This is a genomic window from Halolamina sp. C58, from assembly GCF_051195095.1.
Lineage (GTDB): Archaea > Halobacteriota > Halobacteria > Halobacteriales > Haloferacaceae > Halolamina.
Genome location: NZ_JBNTJY010000001.1, coordinates 474,129 through 497,048, shown reverse-complemented (window position 1 = coordinate 497,048; position 22,920 = coordinate 474,129). Strand labels below are relative to the sequence as shown.

Genomic DNA, 22,920 nt, shown 5'->3' with positions numbered 1-22,920 from the left:
GGGGTCGGAAGCCACGCGATTCAAATAGACCGAGCCAGTTATCCCCGATAACGAATGAGCGAGGACTTCTACGAGGTGCTGGGAGTCTCCCGGGACGCCGACGAGGACGAGATCCAGCAGGCGTTCCGGCAGAAGGCTTCCGAGTACCACCCGGACGTGAGCGACGACCCCGACGCCGAGGAGAAGTTCCGCAAGGCGAAGAAGGCGAAGGAGGTGCTCACCGACGAGGAGAAGCGCCAAGCGTACGACCAGATGGGACACGAGCGCTTCGAGCAGGCCGAGAAGCGCGGCGGCTTCGATCAGGGCGCTGGCGGCGCCGGCGGCATGGGCGGTGGCCCGTTCGGCGGCGCCGGCGGCGGTGGCGGCTTCGAGGACATCTTCGAGCAGTTCTTCGGCGGCGGCCGCGGGGGCGGTCGCGGCGGCGGCAACCGCCCGCAGGCCGGCCGAGACATCCGAACCGGCATGTCGATCACGCTCGAAGAGGCCTACGAGGGCGTCAGCAAGGAGTTCACCATCGAGCGCCCCGAGGAGTGCCCCGACTGCGACGGCGCCGGCCACCCCGCCGACGCCGACGTGGAGACCTGTCCCGAGTGTAACGGGCAGGGGCAGGTGACGCAGGTCCAGCAGACGCCGCTGGGTCGCGTCCAGCAGACCCAGACCTGCCGGCGCTGTGGCGGCGAGGGCGAGCTCTACTCGGAGGAGTGTGCGACCTGTTCGGGCGACGGCGTCGTCCGGCAGGAGGCCACCCTTCAGGTCGACGTGCCCGCCGGCATCCAGAGCGGGCAGAGCCTCCGGATGAACCGCGAGGGCGCGCCGGGCGAGAACGGCGGCCCGAAGGGCGACCTGCTGATCGAGGTCGAAGTCGAGGACCACCCCGAGTTCGAGCGCGACGGCGCGGATCTGGAGCACCGACACGCCATCTCGTTCCCGCAGGCCACCTTCGGCGCGACCGTCGAGGTCCCCACGCTCGACGGCCCGGTCGAGCTCGACATCCCCGCCGGAACGCAGTCCGGCGAGCGGTTCCGCCTCCGCGGCAAGGGGATGCCCCGCCTGCGCGGGCGCGGGGACGGCGACCTCTTCGTCGACGTACAGATCGTCACGCCCGAGGACCTCAACGAGGAACAGCGCGAGGCGCTCGAACAGTTCGCCGAAGCGGGCGGCGAGGAGGTCGACGTGGACCGCGGCTTCTTCGAGAAGCTCCGAAGCTCGCTGTAGCTGCCGGGCGACTTTTGCCGCCCGCGACCGATCGTTTACGCGCGATGAGCCACGACGCCGTCAGCTACGACGACGTGGAACCGAAAGCGCCCGGGATGTACTTCCTCCGGGACGCGCTCGACTGTGAGAACCTCGGCGTCACGGTCGTCGAGGCCGACGCCGGCTGGGAGGGGATGGAGCACGCCCACGAGAGCGACGGACAGGAGGAGGTGTACGTCCTGCTCGAAGGGTCGGCGAAGCTCACCGTCGAAGGAGACACCGTCGACATGGACGCCGGCGACGCCGTCCGCGTCGACGGCGAGGACTCCCGGATGCTGCTGTTCGACGAGGACGACTCCCGGATGGTGATCACCGGCGCACCCTGAGCGCCGGCGACTGCCGACCGCCGGAGCCTTGCCGCTCCGGCCCGCTCCTTCGGCCATGGACGCCGTCGCCGACCTGCTCGCTCGCGACCGCCGGAGCGACCGCCCCGCGCTCGCCATCGGCGACCGCGAGCGCAGCTACCACGAACTGATCACGAACGCGTACAAGGCGGGCAACGTCCTGCGCTTCCACGGCGTCGGCGAGGGGCGAACAGTCGCCGCCGCGCCCGTGCCGGACCTGCCGCCCGTCCTCGCGTTCCTCGGCGCCGCTCAACTCGGCGCCGCCACGCGGTTCGACCCCGAAGCGGGCAGCGAGGCCGGCGACCGACTGCTGCTCGTTCCCGCCGCCGAACAGGCCGCCTACGATCCCGACGCCGGGAGCAAGCTCGCGGTCTTCGGCGCCGAGGCGGACGATCCCGAGACGATCGACTGGGAGGAGTCGGTCTGGAGCGAGAACCCAGCGTTCCCGCCGACCGATATCGACCCCGGGACGCCGCTGCTCGTCGCCGGCGAGCGGACGGTCAGCCACGGCGACGCGCTCGCCGCCGCGTCAGAGGTGGCGGATCTCCGGGGGCTCGACGCCGACAGCCGCGTGGTGCTCCGGGCCTCACTCGCCGAGCCGGGTGCGGTCGTCGCCGGCCTGCTCGCGCCGCTGCTCGTGGATGGGTGTGCAGTGCTCGTCGATCCCGCTGCCGACGGAGAAGCGCGGGGGGAGTTCGCGGTAGCCGCGGGCGACGCGCCCGAGCCGACACGGATCGCGCCCGAGGACGTACCGCTATCGGCGGATTAGCCGGCGTCTTTGATCTTCTCGAACGCCTCGGGGTTCTCCATCGAGGAGAGATCCCCGGGGTCCTCGTCGTTGTACGCCGCCTCGATCGCCCGCCGGATCACCTTGCCGGACTGCGTCTTGGGGAACTCGTCGACGAACAGGATCTCGCGGGGGCGGAACGGCTTGCCGTGCTCCTCGCCCACCAGCGCCCGGAGCTCCTCGGCGAGCTCGTCGCTGGGTTCGACACCCTCCTCGGGGATGACGTAGGTCACGACCGCGGTGCCGGTCGTGTCGTCCGGGACGCCCACCGCGGCGGCCTGATTCACGTCGTCGTGTTCGACGAGGACGCCCTCGATCTCGGCGGGGCCGACTTTCCGGCCGGCGACGTTGAGCGCGTCGTCCGCGCGGCCGTGGAGGAACCAGAACCCGTCCTCGTCCTTCTGGGCGAAGTCGCCGTGGTCCCAGAGATCCTCCCACGTCGACCAGTACTCCTCGAGGTAGCGCTCGTCGCCCGACCAGAGGCTCTTGGTCATCGACGGGCAGGAGTCACGCGCGACCAGGAAGCCGCGTTCGTGCTGCTCCCGCACTGAGTTGCCGTCGTTGTCGACGATGTCGATGTCCATCCCGAGGCCGGGGCCGCCCAGCGTGCCGGGCTTGAGGTCGTTGATCGGCAGCGGCATCAGGAAACAGCCACAGATTTCGGTGCCGCCGGAGATGTTGATGATCGGCGCCTCGCCGCCGCCGACCTCCTCGTAGAACCACATCCAGGACTCGGGATCCCACGGCTCGCCGGTGGAGCCGAGCAGCCGGAGGCTGGAGAGGTCGTACTGCTCGACCACCTCGTCGCCGTGCTTGCGCAGCGCCCGGATCGCGGTCGGAGAGACGCCGAACGTGGTGATCCCGTGTTCCTCGATCATCTCCCAGAACCGACCCGGGTGCGGGTGGTCGGGCGCGCCCTCGTACATGAACGTCGTGCCCGCGAAGTGGTGGTTCCCGATCAGCGTCCACGGCCCCATCATCCAGCCGATGTCGCTGACCCAGAAGAAGCGGTCGCTCGGCTGCTGGTCGAAGCCGAAGTGGATCTCCTTCGCACACTGGGTGAGCACGCCGGCGTGAGTGTGGACGATCCCCTTCGGCTCGCCCGTAGTGCCGGAGGAGTACAGCAGCATCGACTCCTGATCCGACGGCAGCGACTTGGTGTCGTACTCGCCGTCCTGCTCGGCGACGGTGTCGGCCCACCACTCGTCGCGGTCGTCGTTCCACGGGACCTCGACGTCCGGGTTCTCGCGATCACCGAGCCGATCGAACACGACGACGTTCTCGACGTGGCCCGCCTGCTCGATCGCCTCGTCGGCCCCCTCCTTCAGCCGAACTGGGCTCCCGCGGCGGTAGAACCCGTCGCCGGTGAACAGCACGTCCGGCTCGGCGTCGTCGATCCGGGTTGCGGTCGCCTCGACGCCGAACCCCGAGAAGATCGGGACCGCGATCGCGCCGACCTTGAAACAGCCATAGAGGATCGAGATGACTTCCGGCACCATCGGCATGTACAGCCCGACCGTGTCGCCGGTCTCGATGCCCGCCGCTTCGAGGTAGTTCGCGACGCGGTTTGCCTGCCGGTAGAGGTCGTGGAACGTCCGCTCGTCGACCTCGCCGTCCTCGCCCTCCCAGATGCAGGCCACCTTGTTGCGCTCGGGGGCGTCGACCTCGGCGTAGCGGTCCAGCGTGTTGTGGGCGATGTTGATCTCGCCGCCGGGGTACCAGTCGGTGAACTGGGGGCCGTCGCTGTCGTCACGGACGGTGTCGTACGCCTCGTAGAACTCCACGTCGAGGTAGTCGGGCATCTCGTCCCAGAACCAGTCGACGCCCGACTCCGGCTCGCCCTCGATCTCGGTCGTGGTTCGCTCGATCAGCGCCTCGTAGTCGTCGATGTCGTACGCCTGCATGAACTCCCAGACGTTGGTCGACTCCACGAACTCCCGGTCCGGCTCGTGGACGACCTCGTCGAACCCCTCGCTCGTTTCCATACGACGGGGGTTTTGGGGGAGCGGGGAAGTAACTTACTCGACGACCTTTTGCTGCGGGCCCCGGAGGGCCCTTGCAAAAGCTCGACCAAAAGCCTCGCACCTCCCGTTGGTCGGTGCTCGGCCCGCTCGCTCACATCCGTTCGCTCGCGGTCGACAATCTGCCTACTCTCGCCACTCCTCACGCAACAGCCCGTAGTGGATCGTGTCCACGTACTCGCCGTCGATGAACCGGTCCCGGCGAATCCGCCCCTCTTCCTCGAACCCCAGCGACTCCAACAGCCCACGCGAGGCGTCGTTGAAGTCGTACGCGATCGCCCCCACCGCCGGGTGGTCGTACGTCGCGAACGCGTAGTCGATCGCGAGGCCGACCGCTTCCGCGCCGTACCCCTCGCCGTGGAACTCGGGCGCGAGCCAGTACGAGAGGTCCGGCCGCCGGTAGCTCATGTCCTCGATGCCGACCCAGCCGACCCGGGTCAGCTCGGACTCCTCGGGCGACCCTGGGCCCGCGTCGTCCAGACAGACGAGGAACTGATCGCCCGCCGACTCGGCAACGTCGCCGAGTTCGCTCCGGCTCCGCAGCGGGTTCCCGATCGGGATCCGGATCTCGGGGTTGGCCGACGCGCGCTGGCAGAACGCGCGGTCCTCCTCCTCGACGGTCCGGAGCGTCACTCGCTCGCCCCGACTCACGCTGGCGCCAGGCATGGCTCTCCTCTCCGGCGGTCGGGGGATAGGTTTTGTGTGCTCACGACAGTCCACGGGGCGTGGACTGTTCGAGCGCTCTCCACACCCGCGACCGACCGTCGGTCAGTCCTGCTCCGCCCTCGTCCAGTGCGGAGCGCGGTTGATCTCCTGCTCGGAGTGTTCGTGGAGGATTCCGAGCACGTCGTAGATGAAGTCGGTGAGCCCCGGCGCCGTCGACGGTTCGAGCGAGATCATCGTCCCCCGGGCGTCGCCCTGAATGAAGTGGACCACGAGCGCGTCGTCGAACGCGCGGATGGTGCAGTACAGCGACCCGACTTGGAAGAGGCTCTCCTGTCTGGTTTGGGAGACGTCCTGCAAGCGGAGGTCGTCGATGATCTCCTCGACGTGCTCGTCGGTGACGCCGTCGCCGACGCCGTCGGCGGTCCGGATGTCGGCGGAGTCGTGATCGTAGTGGGCGACGGCACGCACGTTCCCTCCGAGCGCGTCCCTGAGGTAGCCGAGTAGCTCCTCCGGGATCGGCTCGGGTATCGGGTCCTCGCCGTCACTCTCTCCAGAGAGCCCCCAGTTTTCCTCGGTCATCGGGGCGAGCTACGCCCCAAAAACGTAAATCAGTTTAGGGTATTTCGGGGCGACGACGCCGAACGGCCGACACCGTCGAAGAGTTCTGCAAATTGTGAGATGTCTAGAGACGCCGAACGTCGAAAACTGTTCGAAAACGGAGGTCGCGGGGAGTTACTCGTCGATCTCGATCCGGTCGGCGTCGATCACGTCCACGGCGGCCACGCGGTCGCCGTCTTCGAGATCCATCACCGTCACGCCCATCGTGTTCCGGCCGACGATCGAGAGGTCTTCGACCGGGCAGCGCATGATCTGGCCGGCCTCGCTCATCGTCACGAGGTGGTCGCCCGGCCCGACCGCGTCGAGCGCGGTGACGCGCCCGTTGCGGTCGTTGGTCTTGATGTCGATCAGCCCCTTCCCGTTGCGGGACTGCACGCGGTAGGCGTCGAGGTCGGAGCGCTTACCGTAGCCGTTCTCGGTGACGGTGAGCAGCCACGAGGAGCGATCCTCGTCGATGCCCGCGACGGCGGCGACCTCGTCGTCGCCCTCGAGATCGACCCCGCGGACGCCGCGGGCGGTCCGACCCATCGCGCGGGCCTCCGTCTCGTCGAAGCGGATCGACATCCCCTCGCGGGTCGCGATCACCACGTCCTGCGTGCCGTCGGTGACCTCCACGTCGGCGAGCGCGTCGCCGTCCTCGAGGCTGATCGCGCGGATCCCCGTCGAGAGGATGTTCTGGAACTCTGAGACGCCGCTGCGCTTGATGTACCCGCCGCGGGTCACCATCGTGAGGAACTGCTGTTCCTCCTCCTCGCCCTCGGTGTCGATGTCGTCGGTGTTGACGACGGCCTCGATCTGCTCGTCGTCGCTCAGGTCGAGCAGGTTCACCGCGGACTTCCCGCGGGCGGTCCGGGACATCTCCGGCACCTCGTACGTCTTCAGCTTGTACACCTGCCCGTGGTTGGTGAAACAGAGCAGGTAGTCGTGGCTATTGGCCACGAACACGGAGGCGACGGAGTCACCTTCCTTCAGCCCGGTGCCGATGATCCCCTTTCCACCGCGGTTCTGGGCGCGGAACTCCTCCAGTTCCATCCGCTTGATGTAGTCGTCCTCGGTCATCACGACCACCTGCTCGGACTCGGGGATCAGATCCTCGTGGGTGACCGTGCCGGTGTCCTCGATGAACCCCGTTCGGCGCTCGTCGCCGTACTCCTCGGCGACGGCTTCGAGCTCGTCGACGATCACCGAGTCCAGTTCCTCGTCGCTGCCGAGGATGGTCTCGAGGCGCTCGATCGTCGCCTGCACGTCCTCGTACTCCTCCTCGATCGAGGTCCGCTCCATCGAAGTCAGCGAGCCGAGCTGCATCCGGACGACGTGAGCGGCCTGCTCCTCGCTGAACCCCCACTCCGACTGGAGCATCGCCTTGGCAGCGTCGCGGTCCTCGCTGTTCTGGATCGCCTCGACCACGTCCTCGGCGTTCTCCAACGCCTTCAGCCGGCCTTCGAGGATGTGTGCGCGGTCCTCGGCTTCGGCGAGATCGTACTCGCTGCGCCGGCGCACGACCTCGCGCCGGTGCTCGATGTACTCCTGGAGCGTCTCCTTCAGCGTGAGCACCTGGGGCTGGCCGTCGACCAGCGCGAGGTTGATCACGCCGAACGTCGTTTCGAGGTGGGACTCCAGCAGCTGGTTTTTGACGACCTCCGCCATCGCGTCGCGCTTGAGTTCGATCACGATGCGGATGCCGTCGCGGTCGGACTCGTCGCGCAGGTCGCGGATCCCCTCGATCTTCCCCTCGTTCACGTCGTCGGCGATCCGCTCGATCAGGCGGGCCTTGTTCTCTTGGAACGGGAGCTCGGTGACGACGATCCGGCCCTCCTCCTCGTCGACGTCGAACTTCGCGCGGATGCGGACCCGGCCGCGGCCGGTCTTGTACGCCTGGTGGACGCCGTTGCGACCGACGATGTTCGCGCCCGTCGGGAAGTCCGGCCCCTCGACGTGCTCCATCAGGTCCTCGACGGTCGCCTCGGGGTTCTCGATCAGCTCGATCGTGGCGTCGACGACCTCGCGAAGGTTGTGCGGCGGGACGTTCGTCGACATTCCCACTGCGATCCCCGAGCTCCCGTTGACGAGCAGGTTCGGGAACGCCGCGGGCAGCACGTCCGGCTCCGTGAGCCGGTCGTCGTAGTTGCTGGAGAAGTCGACGGTGTCCTTCCCGATGTCGTCCAGTAGCTCCTCGGCGATCGGCGCCATGCGCGCCTCCGTGTAGCGCATCGCGGCCGGCGGGTCGCCGTCGATCGAGCCGAAGTTCCCCTGTCCGTCGACGAGGGGGGCTCGCATCGAGAAGTCCTGTGCCATCCGGGCGAGCGCGTCGTAGATCGCGCTGTCGCCGTGGGGGTGGTAGTCCCCCATGGTGGTCCCGACGATGGAGGAGGACTTCCGGTGGCCGGAGCCGGAGGTGATGCCGTCCTCGTGCATCGCGTAGAGGATGCGCCGGTGGACCGGCTTCAGGCCGTCTCGCACGTCGGGCAGCGCCCGGCCCGCGATGACCGACATCGCGTAGTCGATGTAGCTCTGCTCCATCTCGTCCTCGACGCGGACGTGCTCGACCCGATCGGCCGGCTCGTCCCCGTCGTCGGGCGTGTCCGTGCTCATATGTCCACCCACTCGGCGTCAGTCGCGTGCTCCTTGATGAACTGCTTGCGCGGGTCGACGGCGTCGCCCATCAGCACCGAGAACATCTTGTCCGCGGCGGCGGCGTCGTCGAGCGTGATCTGCTTCAGCACCCGGTTCTCCGGGTTCATCGTCGTCTCCCAGAGCTGGTCGGGGTTCATCTCGCCCAGCCCCTTGAACCGCTGGACCTGCGTGGGGTTGCCGTCACAGACCTCTTCGATCACCTGATCTCGCTCCTCTTCGCTCATCACGTCGTACGTCTCGCCGCGGTAGCGGATGCGGTAGAGTGGCGGCTGGGTCGCGTACACGTAGCCCGCCTCCAGCAGCGGCTTCATGTGCCGGTAGAACAGCGTCAACAGGAGGGTGCGGATGTGGGCGCCGTCGACGTCGGCGTCGGTCGCCATGATGATCTTCTCGTAGCGGCAGTCCTCGATGTCGAACTCCTCGCCGATCCCCGTGCCGACGGCGGTGATGATCGCACGGATCTCGTCGTTCTCGAGGATGCGGTCGAGCCGGTGTTTCTCGACATTGAGGATCTTCCCCTTGATCGGCAGCACGGCCTGGAACGAGGAGTCCCGGGCCTGCTTCGCACTGCCGCCCGCGGAGTCACCCTCCGCGATGAACAGCTCGGCCTCGCTGGGGTCGCGGCTCTGACAGTCCGCCAGCTTCCCGGGCAGCGCGGTCGACTCCAGCGCGGACTTCCGGCGGGTGAGCTCCTCGGCCTTCTTCGCGGCCTGCCGGGCCTTCGCTGCCTCGGCGGCCTTCGCGACGATCTTCTGTGCGGTGTCGGGGTTCTCCTCTAAGTACGTCCCGAGCCCCTCGTGGACCGTGCTCTCGGTGATCCCGCGGACCTCGCTGTTGCCGAGCTTGGTCTTGGTCTGCCCCTCGAACTGCGGGTCGGGGTGTTTGACGGAGACGACGGCGGTCAGCCCCTCGCGGACGTCCTCGCCCTTGAGGTTGCCGTCGACGTCGCCGATGAGGCCCTGCTCGTTGGCGTAGTCGTTGACGACGCGGGTGAGCGCGGTCTTGAACCCCGTGAGGTGGGTGCCGCCCTCGCGGGTGTTGATGTTGTTCGCGAAGCTGTGGATCGACCCCTGCAGCTCCTCGGTGGCCTGCAGCGCCACCTCGACCTGGACGCCCTCCTCCTCGTCCTCGAAGTAGATCACGTCGTCGTGGATGGGCGTCTTGGTCTCGTTGAGGAACCGGACGAACGCACGGATCCCGCCCTCGTAGAGGAACGTCTCCGACTGCGGTTCGTGGTCCTCGTCGTCGCGTTCGTCGGCGAGTTCGATGTGGACGCCGCTGTTGAGGAAGGCGAGTTCGCGGAGCCGGCTCTCCAGCGTGGTGAACTCGAACTCCGTGGTCTCGAAGATTTCCTCGTCGGGCCAGAACCGGATCGTGGTGCCCGTCCCTTCGTCGTCCTCGAGGTCGCGGACGCGTTCGATGTCGCCCTGTGGCTCGCCGCGGTCGAACTCGTGGCGCCAGACGGCGCCGTCGCGTTTGACCTCGGCGGTCAGGCGCTGGGCGAGCGCGTTCACCACGCTCACGCCGACGCCGTGGAGCCCGCCGGAGACCTGGTAGGACTTGTTGTCGAACTTCCCCCCGGCGTGGAGGACGGTCATGATGACCTCCAGCGCCGGCCGGTCGTACTCCTCGTGGGTGTCGACGGGGATCCCCCGACCGTCGTCGGTGACGGAGACGGAGCCGTCGTCGTGGATCGTCACCGAGATGCGGTCGCAGTGGCCCGCTAACGCCTCGTCGATGGCGTTGTCGACGACCTCGTAGACGAGATGGTGGAGCCCACGGTCGTCGGTGGACCCGATGTACATGGCGGGGCGCTTCCGAACGGCCTGGAGACCCTCCAGGACCTGGATCTGGCCCGCGCCGTAGTCGGCGTTCTCTTCTGACATAGCGCGTACGACGAGAGAGGCGCCCCCGCCCGATAAAGGGCTCGCACGCGCGCGGGAGCGCGCGAACGAAAAATCGCTGCAAGCGTAGTGAACTTCGGCGATTCCCAAAGCGAGCCGACGCAGCCGAAAACTGAGTTCGGGGGTGGGGCGTGCGCCCCGATCAGCCCCCGTTTCGGGGCGCGCGCGAGCAGCGCGTTTCTGGCGGCCCGTGCGTGCCCGCCGAAATCGCGTCGTTCTCCCGGAGTTTCAGTTCCACCGAGCTACGAAAGGGACTTTACGTGGGGGCCGGGTAGCCGGTGTACAGAATGACCTCGCAGCAGACGACACTCGGCGAGGGCACCACCACGGCCGAGGAGTTGGCCGAGGGGCAACGCGAGATCTCCATCGCCGAGTTCTTCGAGAAGAACAAACACATGCTCGGGTTCGACTCGGGCGCCCGGGGGCTGGTGACGGCCGTGAAGGAGGCCGTCGACAACGCCCTCGACGCGACCGAGGAGGCCGGCATCCGGCCCGACATCTACGTCGAGATTCGGGAGGTGGGGGACTACTACCGGCTCATCGTCGAGGACAACGGGCCCGGGATCACCAAGGAGCAGCTCCCCAAGGTGTTCGGGAAGCTGCTGTACGGCTCGCGGTTCCACAAGCGCGAGCAGAGCCGCGGCCAGCAGGGGATCGGAATCTCCGCGGCCGTGCTCTACTCACAGCTCACCTCCGGCAAGCCCGCGAAGATCACCTCCCGCACGCAGGGCAGCACCGAAGCGGAGTACTTCGAGCTCATCATCGACACCGACACCAACGAGCCGGAGATCGGGACCGCCGAGACCACCTCGTGGGACCGCAGCCACGGGACGCGCATCGAACTGGAGATGGAGGCCAACATGCGCGCCCGTCAGCAGCTCCACGACTACATCAAACACACGGCGGTCGTCAACCCCCACGCCCGAATCGAACTCCGGGAGCCGGGGCTCGACGAGCCGCTGAAGTTCGAGCGTGCGACCGATCAGCTCCCCGCCGAGACGAAGGAGATCCGACCACACCCCCACGGCGTCGAACTGGGGACGCTGATCAAGATGCTCGACGCGACCGACTCCTACTCCGTCTCCGGGTTCATGCAGGAGGAGTTCACCCGCGTCGGGAAGAAAACCGCCGACAGCGTCCTCGACAACTTCCGCGACCGCCACTTCGGCCGCGAGCTCGGCTGGCCCGCCCGGAACGGCGCCCCGACTGCCGACGTGGCGGCCGACGTGGAGGCCGCCCTCCGCGAGGCTGTCTCGAACAAGGGCGCCGACGCGACCGACGTGTTCGCCGAGCGGATCGCGAACAGCCTGACCGAACGCGAGCGGACGACGTACTCCGGGCTCGTCGAGATCGTCGGCACCGTCGCCGACGAGGTCGGTGCCGAGACGGGCAAGACGTTCGGCTCGACCGTCCGGGAGAACGCGGTCGAGGCGGCGTGGGGCGAACTCACCAAGTTCGGTAGCTCTGAAGACGACGAGGCGGACGACGACCTCGACCGGCTCACCCCGACGCTGTACGAGCTAGTCGACGACGCCACCTCGACGCGGAAGGACGACGCCGCGGTCAACGGGCTGGCCGAGCGACTCGCCGAACGGTTCGTCGCGCTCGGTGACGACGGCCCGAACCGGATGCGGCTCACCCTCGACGGGCTGAAGACGCTCGTCGACGAGGCCGCCGACACCACCGAGGAGTACGACGACGAGACGTTCGGCGACACCGCCCGCGAGAACGTCGTCGAGACGCTCTGGTCGCGGATGGAGACGGTGCCGGACGACCCGCCGAACGTGGGCGAGATCGCGGCCGACCGCGACACCGCCTCCGAACTACTGGAGGCGATGCGGGAGACCGACATCCTCTCGCCGCCGACGGACTGTCTCGCTCCGATCACGGCCGAACTGGTCGAGGCCGGGCTCCGGAAGGAGTACGACGCCGACTTCTACGCCGCCTCGACCCGGGACGCCGAGGTCCACGGCGGCGACCCGTTCGTCGTCGAGGCCGGCATCGCTTACGGCGGCGACATCCCCGCCGACGGCGGCGTCGAACTGCTTCGCTTCGCGAACCGCGTGCCGCTCGTCTACCAGCGCGGCGCGTGTGCGACGACGAACGTTGTCAAGCGCATCGGCTGGCGGAACTACGGGCTCGATCAGCCCGGCGGCTCGGGGATGCCCTCGGGGCCGGCAGTGATCTCGATTCACGTCGCGTCGACGAACGTCCCGTTCACCAGCGAGTCCAAGGACGCGCTGGCGTCGGTGCCCGAGATCGAAGACGAGATCGAGCTCGCGATCCGCGAGGCCGCCCGCGAGCTGAAGTCCTACCTCAACAAGCGCCGCTCGATGGCCAAGCGCCGGGAGAAACAGGACGTGCTCGGGCGCATCCTCCCGCAGATGGCCGAGAAGGTGGCCGAGGTCACCGGCCGCGAACACCCCGACATCGAGGGGGCGATGGCCCGGATCATGAACAACGTCGGCGTCGACCGCGAGCGCGACGGCGAGACAGTGACCCTGCGAGTCGAGAACCACTCCGACCGGAACGAGAGCCTGGAGATCATCGAGATCGTCTCCGCCGAGCCCGAGGGGCTGCCCGACGGCGTCGACGCGATCGAGATGGACGAGGAGTGGTTCGTGAACTGGAACCCCGACGTGGGGTCGGGTGAGACGGTCGAACTGGAGTACAGCCTGCCGACCGACGCCGACGCCGACGCGACCGTCGACGGCGTCGACGACGAGAAACTCACGGTGAACGCATGAGCACGAAAGACCTGAGCGACGCGGAAGCGCGGGAACGGCTGATCGATCTGGCCGCGGACTTTTACGACCAGTTTGCGGCCGGCGAGATCCCCCGGATGGAGCTGCCCACCCGGACGAAGAGCAACATCGAGTACGACCCCGAGAAGAGCGTCTGGGTGTACGGCGACCGGAAGTCCACCCGCTCGGCCAACTCCGTCAGCGGCGCCCGGAAGCTGCTGAAGGCCGCCTACACGATCGAGTTCCTCGCGAACCAGCTCGACGAGGACCGCTCCTCGACGCTGCGAGAGCTCTACTACCTCTCCGAGTCGTGGGACAACGAGGAGGCCCAGTTCAACGGGCAGGACGAGTCGAACAACCTCGTCGAGGACTTGGAGATCATCACGGGCGTCACCCGCGAGGACTTCCACATGCGGCCCGAGGAGTCCGGCGCGACCCTGATGGGGCCGCTGAAGCTGCGCGAGCAGACCCGCCGCGGCGAGCGGGAGATCCACTGCCAGCTCGACGTGGGCGAAGGCGGGTACCAGATCCCCAACAACCCGGACACGATCGAGTTCCTCGACCACGACATCGACTTCGTGCTCTGTGTCGAGACGGGTGGGATGCGCGACCGCCTGATCGAAAACGGGTTCGACGACGAGTACAACTGCCTGATCGTCCACCTCAAGGGCCAGCCCGCCCGCGCGACCCGGCGGATCACCAAGCGGCTCCGCGACGAACTCGACCTCCCGGTCGTGGTGTTCACTGACGGCGACCCGTGGTCCTACCGGATCTACGGCTCCGTCGCGTACGGCTCGATCAAGTCCGCCCACCTCTCGGAGTACCTCGCGACGCCGGAGGCCCAGTACGTGGGGATCCGCCCGCAGGACATAGTTGACTACGACCTGCCGACGGATCCGCTGTCGGACTCCGACGTGAACGCGCTGGAGTCCGAGCTGGAGGACCCGCGCTTCCAGACGGAGTTCTGGAAGGAGCAGATCGAACTCCAGTTGGAGATCGACAAGAAAGCCGAGCAGCAGGCGCTCGCTTCGCGGGGGCTGGACTTCGTGACGGACACGTACCTGCCCGACCGGCTGGAGACGATGGGCGTGCTGTAACCCCTTTCCGTCAATTTCCGCCGAACAGTTGCTCCCGCAGGATTCCTTCACCGACGCGTCCAGTCTCGCCCTCGACAGATCGATATAGCTGATAGCGGTTGAAAGCCGACACTCGGGGCGAAACGATCGCGCTGGGGTCGAACTGGACCCGAGACAGACGCGACCGACAGCGAACGACAGCCTTACGCCCCACAGCGGAGAACCCGGGAAGCATGTCCGACGCGTCCGACGAGATGCAGTACCACGTCGAACTCGAACCCGGCGACGTCGCCGACAGCGTCCTACTCCCCGGCAACCCCGAGCGGATCGACAAGGTCACGCCGCTGTGGGACGATCACGAGGAGGTCGCCCACCACCGCGAGTACCGCACGGCCACGGGCTCGTACGAGGGGACGCCCATCTCCGTCACGTCCACGGGGATCGGCTCGCCCTCCGCCGCGATCGCCGTCGAGGAGCTCGCCCGCGTCGGCGCGGACACGTTCATCCGCGTCGGCTCCTGTGGCGCGATCCAGCCCGAGATGGACGTGGGCGATCTGGTGATCACTCGCGGCGCCGTCCGACAGGAGGGGACGAGCAAGGAGTACGTTCGCGAGGACTACCCCGCGGTCGCCGACGAGGAGGTCGTCTCCGCGCTGATCGCCGCCGCCGAGCGACTCGGCCACGACTACCACGTCGGGCTCACGATGTCCGCCGACTCCTTCTACGCCGGCCAAGGCCGGGAGGGGTTCGACGGGTTCGAGGCCGCCGGCAGCGAGGACCTCGTCGAGGACCTCAAGGAGGCGAACGTCCTCAACATCGAGATGGAGGCCGCCGCGGTCTGTACGCTCGCAAACGTCTACGGGCTGCGGGCGGGCGCGGTCTGCTCGGTGTTCGCGAACCGCACCACGGGGGAGTTCATGACCGAGGGGGAGTCCGTCGCCGCCGAGACCGCCAGTCTGGCGGTGAAGCTGCTCGCGAAGATGGACGAAGTGAAGGAAGAAGCCGGCGCGGACCGCTGGCACGCCGGGCTGAGTCTGGACTGATTACTGCGCGACCGCCCAGAACCGAACACTCTGAGGGATTTTCCACAGCACGTCCGGCTGATCGCTCTCCTCCGGCTCGTTCTGTTCGACCTCGTGGTTGTGGTGTTCGAGCAGCCGCCGCACCTCGAAGCCGGCGTCGACGAGGCCGTTGTGGAGGTCCGCAACGGTGCGATCGAAGACGGTGAGCGTCTCCTCGAACGCCTCGTCGATCTCGATCTCTCTGGGCCCCGGATCAACGTAGCTCTCCGCGAGCGTTCCAGTCTCGGGGTCCAGCGCCTCGTGGAGGGGGTGCAGCACGCTGAACACGAACACGCCGCCCTCACGGAGCACGCGGTGGGCCTCCGCGAACGCACGATCGACGTGTTCGACCATCTGGAACGCCGCTTCCGAGGAGGCCACGTCGAAGCGGTCGTCCGGCAGCGGGAGGTCGGTCACGTCGCCCTGCACGAACTGCGCGTCGACGCCGTACTCGTCGCGGAGCTGCCGCGCGTACCGGAGCTGTTCGCCCGAGAAGTCCACCCCGACGGCGGGCTCGGCACCGATCTCGGCGGTGCCGACGGTGCCCTGCCCGCCGCCACAGCCGAGTTCGACGTACGCCTTCCCCTCGACGCTTTCGAGGATCTCCGGCTGCGGGCCGCCGGGGGCGTCGGCGGCGAACGGAGAGGGTGCGGGCGGGAGTTCGTCCTCGTCGGTGTCGGAACGCCAGATAGCCTGGAAGTCGTCGCTCCACTCGTCCCAGAGCCGTCGGTTCGACTGGTGGAGGTCGCGCATGGCGCCGGCTGTGCGCGGGGTAGGTATCAGTTTTCTGTTCGTTCGAAACGTGTTCGCACGTGTCAGGAGAGGTCCGACCACGCACCCCAGAACCGCTGGAGTGCGGTGAGGTGGCCGACGATCGCGAAGAGAACGAGCAGCAGTTCGACCGCGCCGAAGCCGGCGACGATCTCGCCGGGGAGTACGAACGCGACGACGCCGACGATCCCCACGAGCGCGAGGCGGTCCGCGCGGCCGAGCAGGCCGCCGTACTCCCGGCCCAGCCCGACAGCCTGAATCTGCGTGCCGAGGTAGGAGGTGAGCAGCACGCCCGTCACCGCGAGCAGGCCCAGCGCGTACGCGTCGGCGCCCGCCGCGAGCCCGGCGATGATGAGCACGTCCGCGTAGCGATCGAGCACGTGATCCAGCAGGTCGCCGCCCTCGGAGTCGGTGCCGAGGCTGCGGGCGAGCGCGCCGTCGACGAGGTCGAGCCAGCCGTTCGCGAACACGAAGACGCTGGCCGCGAGGTAGAGCCAGAGCGGCCCCTGCCCGCCCGCGAGCGCGAACGCGCCGCCGGCGGCGCCGGCGAAGAGGAACGCGATCACGCTCACGCCGTCAGGGGTGAGCCCCAGCGCCTCCGCGGCGTCGACGAACGGGACGAGCAGGCGGTCCGCGATGTCGCGGTACTGATCGAGCGTCACAGCGCCCCCGTGAAGTCGACCGTGCCGGCCGACGGTTCGCGCTCGCCACGCAGGGCGGCGATCACGTCGTCGACGACCGCCTCGACAGGCCGGTCTGTAGTGTCGATCTCGTAGACGTTCTCCTCGCCGTACGTCCGGACCGCCTCGCTGAGCACGATGTCCAGCGCCTCGCTCTCGGCGTTCTCGGCGATCTTCGCGTCGGGCTCGTCGCGCTCGGCCAAACGCCCTTCCAGTTCATCGGGGTGACAGCGCAACACGATCGCGGCGTCGGCGTCGAGGTGGTGGGCGAGGTGGGAGTCGAGCAGCCCGGACCAGTCGCCGAGGTACTCCCGGATCGCGTCGAGGTCCGCGACGAGCGAGCCGCGTTCTTCGTCTTCACCTTCGTGAAGTCCCTCCTCGCGGATCAGGTCGTTGAGGTGGTGGACGGGGATGTCGAGGCGTTCGCCGACCGCCTCGGCAACCGTGCTCTTGCCGGTCCCGGGCGTGCCCGTGAGCGCGACGCGGTCGAACGCGAGGTCGTCGCTCCCGCTCATGCCGTGGCCTCCAACTCGGCGAGCACGTCGTTCAGCGTCTCGACCGCCCGACGCGTCTCGGCTTCGGTCCCACAGGAGATCCGGACACAGCCCGGCAGGCCGAACGAGCTGCAGTCCCGGACGATCACGCCCTCCCGCTGGGCGGCCTCGGCGACGGCGCTCCCGTCGCCCACGTCACAGAGCACGAAGTTGGCCTCGCTGTCGAACGTCGGCGCGTCGAGGTGGTCGTGGATGTGCGCCCGCGCCCACTCGGCGCTCTCGACGGACTTCTCGACGTGTGCGTCGTCCGCTAACGCGGCCATCGCGGCCCGCAGCGCCATCTCGCTGGCGGCGAAGGGCGTGGAGACCTTCGCGTAGGCGTCACCCCACGCCGCGGGAACGAGCGCGTAGCCGATCCGCAGGCCCGCCAGCCCGTACGCCTTCGAGAACGTCCGGAGGATCGCGAGGTTCTCGTAGTCGTCGAGCAGGTCGACGGCGGAGGGCTCCTCGGCGAACTCGCCGTACGCCTCGTCGATTACGACCAGCGAGTCGTCGCCGACCGTCCGGAGGAGCGTCTCGATCTCCTCGCGGGCCATCGTCGCCCCCGTGGGGTTGTGCGGCGACGTGACGAACACCATTCGCTCGCCGTCGTAGGCGTCGAGCACGGTGTCGGCGGTCATCTCGAATCCCTCGGCCTTCGAGAGCTCGTAGGTGTGCACGTCGCCGTGGTGGTAGCGCGCGCTCATCCCGTAGTAGGAGAAGCCGGGGTCGGGGACCAACACGGGGTCGTCGGGGTCGAGCATCGCCCGCGAGAGGTAGTCGATCGCGCCGTCGGCGCCGGGGCTGACCCAGACCTGCTCGGTGTCGACGTTCCAGTAGTCGGCGAGATCGGCCGTGAGGTCGGTGTGGGCGGCTTTGGGGTAGACGGAGATCTCCTCGGCCGCGCCGCGGACGGCGTCGACGGCCGCGGGGCTGGCGCCGTGTGGGTTCTCGTTCGAGGAGAGCTTCACGAGCTCGTCGGGATCGAGGCCGAGGTCGCGAGCGACCTCCTCGACCCCCCGGCCCGGAACGTACTCGACGTGGGCGGAGAGGTCGCGTGGTTGCATATCGCGACGTTCTCGGTGATGGGGGATAAGGCTCCCGCCCTCTGTTCGGGTGTGGCAGTATTGGGGTTTAGTCAAGGGGTGGTGACAGATTCTCGGGTTGGGGATTGCGGTGACAGCAACAGCAGCTCGATCGCTGGCCACTTGCGACCGCAGTGTGCCGGGCACGAGGCCCGGCACAGTTCGGAGTCCCCCACCCCTCCCCCCGCGAGCGCCAACGTGGCGCTCGCGAGGCGTCCACCGCCACCGCACCGCGGCCGCGGTCGGCGCGTAGCGCACGCGGCCTCGTGCCGCGTGTCAGAGCGGGATCGAAGATCCCGCAGGCCGTACGGGCGACGCACGGGTCGCCCGTACGACAGCGCGAGGGACGAACGAGCGAACGAACGTGAGCGAGTGAGTCGGCTGGGGAGGAAGCGAGGCGGGAAAACTCGCCGAAGGCGAGGTAAACCGCCTCGAAGCGAGCGGGGAGCAAAGCGACCCGCGAGCGATGAGAGCTGTGCGGGGCGGTTGCGGTCACAAGTGGTCAGGCTCACTCCGCGGTCCTGTCGCTAGCTGTCTCCACGAACTCGACGAAAACATCCGAAACCGCCCGGACGAAAACGCCGCTACTCCCGCCGCTCCTCGATCAGCCGCGTCTCGACGGCCGCCTGCACGACCTCGGACACGTCGCCGAGGCTGTTCGAACTGTTCGCCACAACACCGTTCAGCATCGCCTCGTGGTCGCGCAGCCCGGCGACGGTCAGCTCGTCGTCTTCGGGCACGTCGTACGCCTCGGCGACCGCCGCGACCACCACATCACCGCGGTCCTGCTCCTCGTCGGCGACGGCGTCGAGCAGGCCGCCGAACACGTCGTCGGCCTCGACCTCGACCCGCCGCTTCAGCGTGCCCGGCGACTCCACGTCGCCGCCGAGCAGCCCCGCGAGATACCCCTTCACCGAGCCGACGACGTACTCGTCGAGCGTCTCGTCGCTCTCGTCGGCCCGCCGCGCGGCGAAGGCGCGCACGAACGGGTCGAGTTCGATGTCCAGCGACGAGCGGTCCTCCTCCTCGCTCTCGTGGTCGTCGGTGCTCGCCTCCGGCGTCACTTCCGTCTCGCGCTCGGGAGCGTCCTCGCTGCCGTGATCGTCGGCCTCCGGCGTCACGCCCGTCTCGCGGTCGGTCTCCTCGTCGCCGCCGCGGTCGTCGCCGTCGGCTTCCGGCGTCACGCCCGTCTCCGGGTCGGCGTCGTCGCCCTCGGTTGCGTCGGCGCCGTGGCTCCGCCGGCCGCTCACGTTGTTGCCCGTGCCGAGCGTGTCGATTCGCCCCTCGATGTCCCGTCGTCGGTCGTTACCGCCGTTGTCAGTCATGGTTGAGCACCGCGTGCGTGGCCGGCGGGCGCCGCCGTGACCGCACCCGCGGCCGTGTGCCGCACACACAAGCCCCCTCGGGGCAGAGTGAGAAAAAGTCAGCGGAGCAGCACTGGGGTCGCGATCAGTCCCTCTTGATCGACGCCGCCCGGGAGCGCGCGCGGTCGACGACCGTTGGCCGGCCGGCAAACCGAACGCGGACGCGGTCGCCCTCGTACTCGGCGTCGGCGCGGCCGTGCTCGTGAGCCCACGCGAGGAACGACTGCGTCGTCCCGGTGTTGGGGAGCTCGAACCGCAGTTCCTCGGTCGGCAGTACCTCGGCCACGGTGTCGCGCAGGCGGTCGATCCCGGCTCCCTCGATCGCGCTGACCGGGAGCACGGCCGCGGCACGGTCGCCGGCGACAGATTCGACCACCTCTCGGCGCCGGTCGAACCCGTCGTCGTCCACGAGATCGACCTTGTTGAGCACGATCAGGAGCTCGCCGCGGGGGTCGTCGAGCTCCCCGAGCGAGACCCGGAGTTTCTCGCGCAACTCCGAGAGCGGGTCGCTCGCGTCGGCGACCAGCAGCGCGGCGTCGCTGTCGGCGACCGCATCGAGCGTCGCGCTGAAGGAGGCCACGAGATCGTGCGGGATGCCGTCGACGAGGCCGACGGTGTCGGTCAGCAGCACGCGCCGCGCGTCGATCTCCGCCCGCCGGGTGGTCGTGTCGAGCGTCTTGAACAGCCGATCTTCCACTTCGGCGACGCCGTCGAGGTCGTTGTGGCCCGGCGCCATCTCGTCGACCGTGAGGTCGTCCGCCAGCCGGTGCAGCAGCGTCGACTTGCCCGCGTTGGTGTAGCCCGCGATCGCGACGAGATCGAACCCCTGCTCGCGGCGCTCGGCACGGCGCTCGCCGGCTCGGTCGGCGAGTTCGTCGAGCTTGTTCTCGACGGTTCGAATCCGTCGCTCGGTGTCGACCACGCGGGAGCCGGTCTCCGCGGCGCGCTGGAGGTGAGTCCGTTCCTCGGTCTCGCGGAGGCGGGGGAGTTCGTACCGCAGCCGCGCGAGTTCGACCTGCAGACGGGCGGCCTCGTCGCCGGCCCCGGCCTCGAAGATATCGAGCACGAGCCGGTGGCGGTCGAGGACGGCGGTGTCGTCCGGGAGCAGTTCGGTCAGCGAACTGTACTGCCCGGGCGTGAGTTCCACGTCGAACAGCGCCGCGTCGGCGTCGGTCGCGACCACGCGCCGGGCGAGCGCCTCGGCCTTCCCGCGGCCGACGTTGTACTGCCCGTCCTCGGCGCGGCGCTGGGTGAGCGCGTCGACGACCTCGTACCCCGCTGCGGCGGCGAGGCGCTCGATCTCGGTCGTGTCCGGCTGTTGGTCGGCGTCGCGGGCGACGACGATCGCGGTCCGGTCGGCGTCGCTCGCTGGCTGCTGGTCGTCGCTGGTGGTCGCCGGCTGTGCGTCCGTTTCGGCAGGTGGTGAATCTTGCAACGTTGGTGGGGGGTGGGCCCCTCGCCGTGGACGGGCGACGACGGCAGGATCGACCCGCGGCCGGCGGGAGACCCGAGGCTGTCGGAAAACGGTGCCACAGGTGGTCTCCCGCCGCTCACAGCGTGGTTTCGGAACCACGGGTGCCGAGGCTGGATCCTCGCTGCATGCCGAGGCTACTGCCTCGCTGCTTTCCGAGGCTGTCGCCTCGCCGCCGTCACGTGAGCCGCGCGGGCTCAGTAGAAGTCGAGCTCCATCGGCTACGCGCTACTGGCGTCGGATTGCGCAAAAAGGTTCGGCCGGTGTGTGACGGCGTCGCGTGTCGGCTGCGTTACTCGTCTTCGAGCTCGTCGACGATCTCCTCGGCGTCGACGTCGGCGTCTTCGAGATCCTCCTCGATGTCCTCGATCTCCTCCTCGATCTGCTCGGCGCCGCCCATGCCGCCCATCATACCGCCCATGCCGCCCATCATGCCGCCGCCGCTGCCGTCGAAGACCTCCTCGACGACCACGCGGTCGAGGTCGAGGCGGTCCATCAGGTCCTGAGCGACCTGGCTCTTCTGGAACATCCACTGCTGGTTCATCTGCATCTGCTGGGTGGCCTCGATGTAGAGGGAGCGCTGCTCGACCTCCTCGGTGGTCTCCTCGCCGTCCTCGTCCTCGACGGTCTCCTCGACCGTCTCGGTCTCGATGCGCAGGTCCGGCTCCATCTGGAGGTACATCCCCAGCAGCCCCTTGGCCTTCTCCTCGTCGTCCTCGACCACGTCGACGATCTCGTACTCGTACTCGAGATCCTCACCCGCCAGCGGGTGGTTGAAGTCGACGCGGGCGCGGCCGCCGATCACTCGCTCGACGTAGCCCTGATCGCCGTCGATCTGGACCTGTGCGCCGGGACGACGGTTCTCCTCGTCCAGCTTGTTGGCGCTGACGGTACGGACCTGCTCCTGATCGTACTCGCCGAAGCCGTCCTCGGCGTCGATCTCGACGGTGCCCTCGTCGCCGACCTCGCCGCCGATCAGCGCGTCGTCGACGCCGGGGAACACGTGGCCCTCGCCGACGACGATGATGCGCGGCGAGAAGTCGTACTCGTCGTCGTCGATGCCGGCCTCCTCGGCCACGTCCTTCCGGGTCGTGTCGACGACGCGGTCGTCGCTGACGGTGCGGACGTTGTAGTCGATGCGGACGAAGTCTCCCTCCTGAATTCCCGACTCGGTCTCGGCTGCCTCGGCCTCGCTCTCGGCGTCGGCCTCGTTTTCGCTCATACGTCTACGGTCACGTGTTCCACTCTTAAGGACAACGTTTCGGGGCTGGACGCCCCGACGCCGGCGGCCCCGCCGGCGCGCCGAGGCCGAGAGGGCAGGCTTTTCGTCGCCGCCGCCGTCGCCGAAGCTATGTACGAGGTCGAACTCAAAGTCGCGGCCGACCACGGGCCCGTCCGGGAGGCGCTTGCCGACGCCGGCGCCGAGCCCGTCGATCACGTCCGACAGGTGGACACGTACTACGACGCCCCCCACCGCGAGTTCGCCGAGACCGACGAGGCGCTCCGCCTGCGCGAAGAGACCGACCTCGACGCCGACGTGACGACGACGAAGCTCACGTATAAGGGGCCGCTCGTCGAATCCGAGTCGAAGACCCGCGAGGAGCACGAGACCGCCGTCGCCGACGGCGTCGCCGCCGCTGGCGTCCTTGACGGGCTCGGGTTCGAGCCGGCCGCGACCGTCGAGAAGGAGCGCGAACGGTTCGAACTCGACGGCTACACCGTAACCCTCGACACGGTCGACGGGCTCGGTTCCTTCGTCGAGATCGAACGCGAGGCGCCCGAACCCGAGATCGAAGCCGTTCGTGAGCGGGCACAGGAGCGACTCCGCGCGCTCGGGCTCGATCCCGACGACCAGATCCGCACGTCCTACCTCGGCCTGCTGCTGGACGGCGATGCTTCGCAGTAAT

Annotated in this window: 19 protein-coding genes; 7 read left to right on the top strand and 12 right to left on the bottom strand. The window is 68.5% G+C overall.

The genetic code is table 11. From position 1 onward, the window contains the following. Positions 1–54: 54 nt before the first annotated feature. Genes dnaJ through ACQUSM_RS02625 form a run of 3 tightly spaced genes read left to right on the top strand, consistent with a single transcriptional unit; the run spans position 55 to position 2,367 of the window. Entirely contained in the window at positions 55–1,215 is a 1,161-nt protein-coding gene (dnaJ, locus tag ACQUSM_RS02635; RefSeq protein WP_435115445.1) for a molecular chaperone DnaJ, read from the top strand. Between the two features lie 44 nt (positions 1,216–1,259). Further along, complete coding sequence (locus ACQUSM_RS02630) at positions 1,260–1,580, top strand: cupin domain-containing protein (protein WP_435115442.1); 321 nt, start codon at positions 1,260–1,262, stop codon at positions 1,578–1,580. A gap of 55 nt (positions 1,581–1,635) precedes the next feature. Next, on the top strand, positions 1,636–2,367 hold the full coding sequence (locus ACQUSM_RS02625; protein ID WP_435115439.1) for a hypothetical protein: 732 nt from the start codon (positions 1,636–1,638) through the stop codon (positions 2,365–2,367). Here ACQUSM_RS02625 and ACQUSM_RS02620 read toward each other — a convergent pair. The 5 genes from ACQUSM_RS02620 to gyrB form a co-directional block, all read right to left on the bottom strand. Beyond that, on the bottom strand, positions 2,364–4,370 hold the full coding sequence (locus tag ACQUSM_RS02620) for an AMP-binding protein (RefSeq protein ID WP_435115436.1): 2,007 nt from the start codon (positions 4,368–4,370) through the stop codon (positions 2,364–2,366). The two genes, ACQUSM_RS02625 and ACQUSM_RS02620, sit on opposite strands and share 4 nt — an antisense overlap. A 162-nt stretch (positions 4,371–4,532) precedes the next feature. Continuing rightward, positions 4,533–5,072 carry a GNAT family N-acetyltransferase gene (locus ACQUSM_RS02615; protein ID WP_435115433.1) on the bottom strand — a complete coding sequence of 180 codons (540 nt, stop codon included), beginning with the start codon at positions 5,070–5,072 and terminating at the stop codon, positions 4,533–4,535. 102 nt (positions 5,073–5,174) lie between these two features. After that, positions 5,175–5,651, bottom strand: coding sequence for a hypothetical protein (locus tag ACQUSM_RS02610; protein WP_435115430.1), 477 nt, complete (start codon positions 5,649–5,651; stop codon positions 5,175–5,177). Positions 5,652–5,804: 153 nt separating this feature from the next. Continuing rightward, the gene (gene gyrA / locus ACQUSM_RS02605; protein ID WP_435115428.1) at positions 5,805–8,282 is read right to left on the bottom strand and encodes a DNA gyrase subunit A; all 2,478 of its coding nucleotides are present in this window, start codon (positions 8,280–8,282) and stop codon (positions 5,805–5,807) included. After that, positions 8,279–10,210 carry a DNA topoisomerase (ATP-hydrolyzing) subunit B gene (gene gyrB, locus ACQUSM_RS02600; protein WP_435115425.1) on the bottom strand — a complete coding sequence of 644 codons (1,932 nt, stop codon included), beginning with the start codon at positions 10,208–10,210 and terminating at the stop codon, positions 8,279–8,281. Before gyrB ends, gyrA begins: the two co-directional genes overlap by 4 nt. 305 nt (positions 10,211–10,515) lie before the next feature. Here gyrB and ACQUSM_RS02595 point away from each other — a divergent pair, with 305 nt between their 5' ends. The 3 genes from ACQUSM_RS02595 to ACQUSM_RS02585 all read left to right on the top strand — a co-directional run bounded on the left by ACQUSM_RS02595 (position 10,516) and on the right by ACQUSM_RS02585 (position 15,091). Beyond that, positions 10,516–12,975, top strand: coding sequence for a DNA topoisomerase VI subunit B (locus ACQUSM_RS02595; RefSeq protein WP_435115422.1), 2,460 nt, complete (start codon positions 10,516–10,518; stop codon positions 12,973–12,975). Beyond that, a complete protein-coding gene (locus ACQUSM_RS02590; protein ID WP_435115420.1) occupies positions 12,972–14,069 on the top strand; it encodes a DNA topoisomerase IV subunit A in 1,098 nt (365 codons plus the stop codon). The genes ACQUSM_RS02595 and ACQUSM_RS02590 overlap by 4 nt, the downstream gene beginning before the upstream one ends. Positions 14,070–14,281: 212 nt before the next feature. After that, a complete protein-coding gene (locus ACQUSM_RS02585) occupies positions 14,282–15,091 on the top strand; it encodes a nucleoside phosphorylase (protein WP_435115418.1) in 810 nt (269 codons plus the stop codon). Here ACQUSM_RS02585 and ACQUSM_RS02580 read toward each other — a convergent pair whose 3' ends face one another. The 7 genes from ACQUSM_RS02580 to ACQUSM_RS02550 form a co-directional block, all read right to left on the bottom strand. Further along, entirely contained in the window at positions 15,092–15,862 is a 771-nt protein-coding gene (locus tag ACQUSM_RS02580) for a class I SAM-dependent methyltransferase (protein WP_435115415.1), read from the bottom strand. A gap of 62 nt (positions 15,863–15,924) precedes the next feature. Then, positions 15,925–16,542 (bottom strand): CDP-alcohol phosphatidyltransferase family protein, encoded by a 618-nt coding sequence (locus ACQUSM_RS02575; protein ID WP_435115413.1) that lies wholly within the window; start codon positions 16,540–16,542, stop codon positions 15,925–15,927. Further along, positions 16,539–17,075, bottom strand: coding sequence for an adenylate kinase family protein (locus ACQUSM_RS02570; protein WP_435115411.1), 537 nt, complete (start codon positions 17,073–17,075; stop codon positions 16,539–16,541). Before ACQUSM_RS02570 ends, ACQUSM_RS02575 begins: the two co-directional genes overlap by 4 nt. After that, positions 17,072–18,160 carry a histidinol-phosphate transaminase gene (gene hisC / locus ACQUSM_RS02565; RefSeq protein WP_435115408.1) on the bottom strand — a complete coding sequence of 363 codons (1,089 nt, stop codon included), beginning with the start codon at positions 18,158–18,160 and terminating at the stop codon, positions 17,072–17,074. Before hisC ends, ACQUSM_RS02570 begins: the two co-directional genes overlap by 4 nt. A gap of 602 nt (positions 18,161–18,762) precedes the next feature. Continuing rightward, positions 18,763–19,503 (bottom strand): hypothetical protein, encoded by a 741-nt coding sequence (locus tag ACQUSM_RS02560; RefSeq protein ID WP_435115405.1) that lies wholly within the window; start codon positions 19,501–19,503, stop codon positions 18,763–18,765. A gap of 124 nt (positions 19,504–19,627) precedes the next feature. Next, positions 19,628–20,977: a GTPase HflX gene (gene hflX / locus ACQUSM_RS02555; RefSeq protein ID WP_435115403.1), complete on the bottom strand. Its 1,350-nt coding sequence runs from the start codon at positions 20,975–20,977 to the stop codon at positions 19,628–19,630. A gap of 328 nt (positions 20,978–21,305) precedes the next feature. Then, the gene (locus ACQUSM_RS02550) at positions 21,306–22,235 is read right to left on the bottom strand and encodes an FKBP-type peptidyl-prolyl cis-trans isomerase (protein ID WP_435115401.1); all 930 of its coding nucleotides are present in this window, start codon (positions 22,233–22,235) and stop codon (positions 21,306–21,308) included. Positions 22,236–22,364: 129 nt separating this feature from the next. On the opposite strand from ACQUSM_RS02550, the gene cyaB reads away from it, so the two are divergent. After that, positions 22,365–22,919 (top strand): class IV adenylate cyclase, encoded by a 555-nt coding sequence (cyaB, locus tag ACQUSM_RS02545; RefSeq protein ID WP_435115399.1) that lies wholly within the window; start codon positions 22,365–22,367, stop codon positions 22,917–22,919. Position 22,920 lies beyond the last annotated feature (1 nt).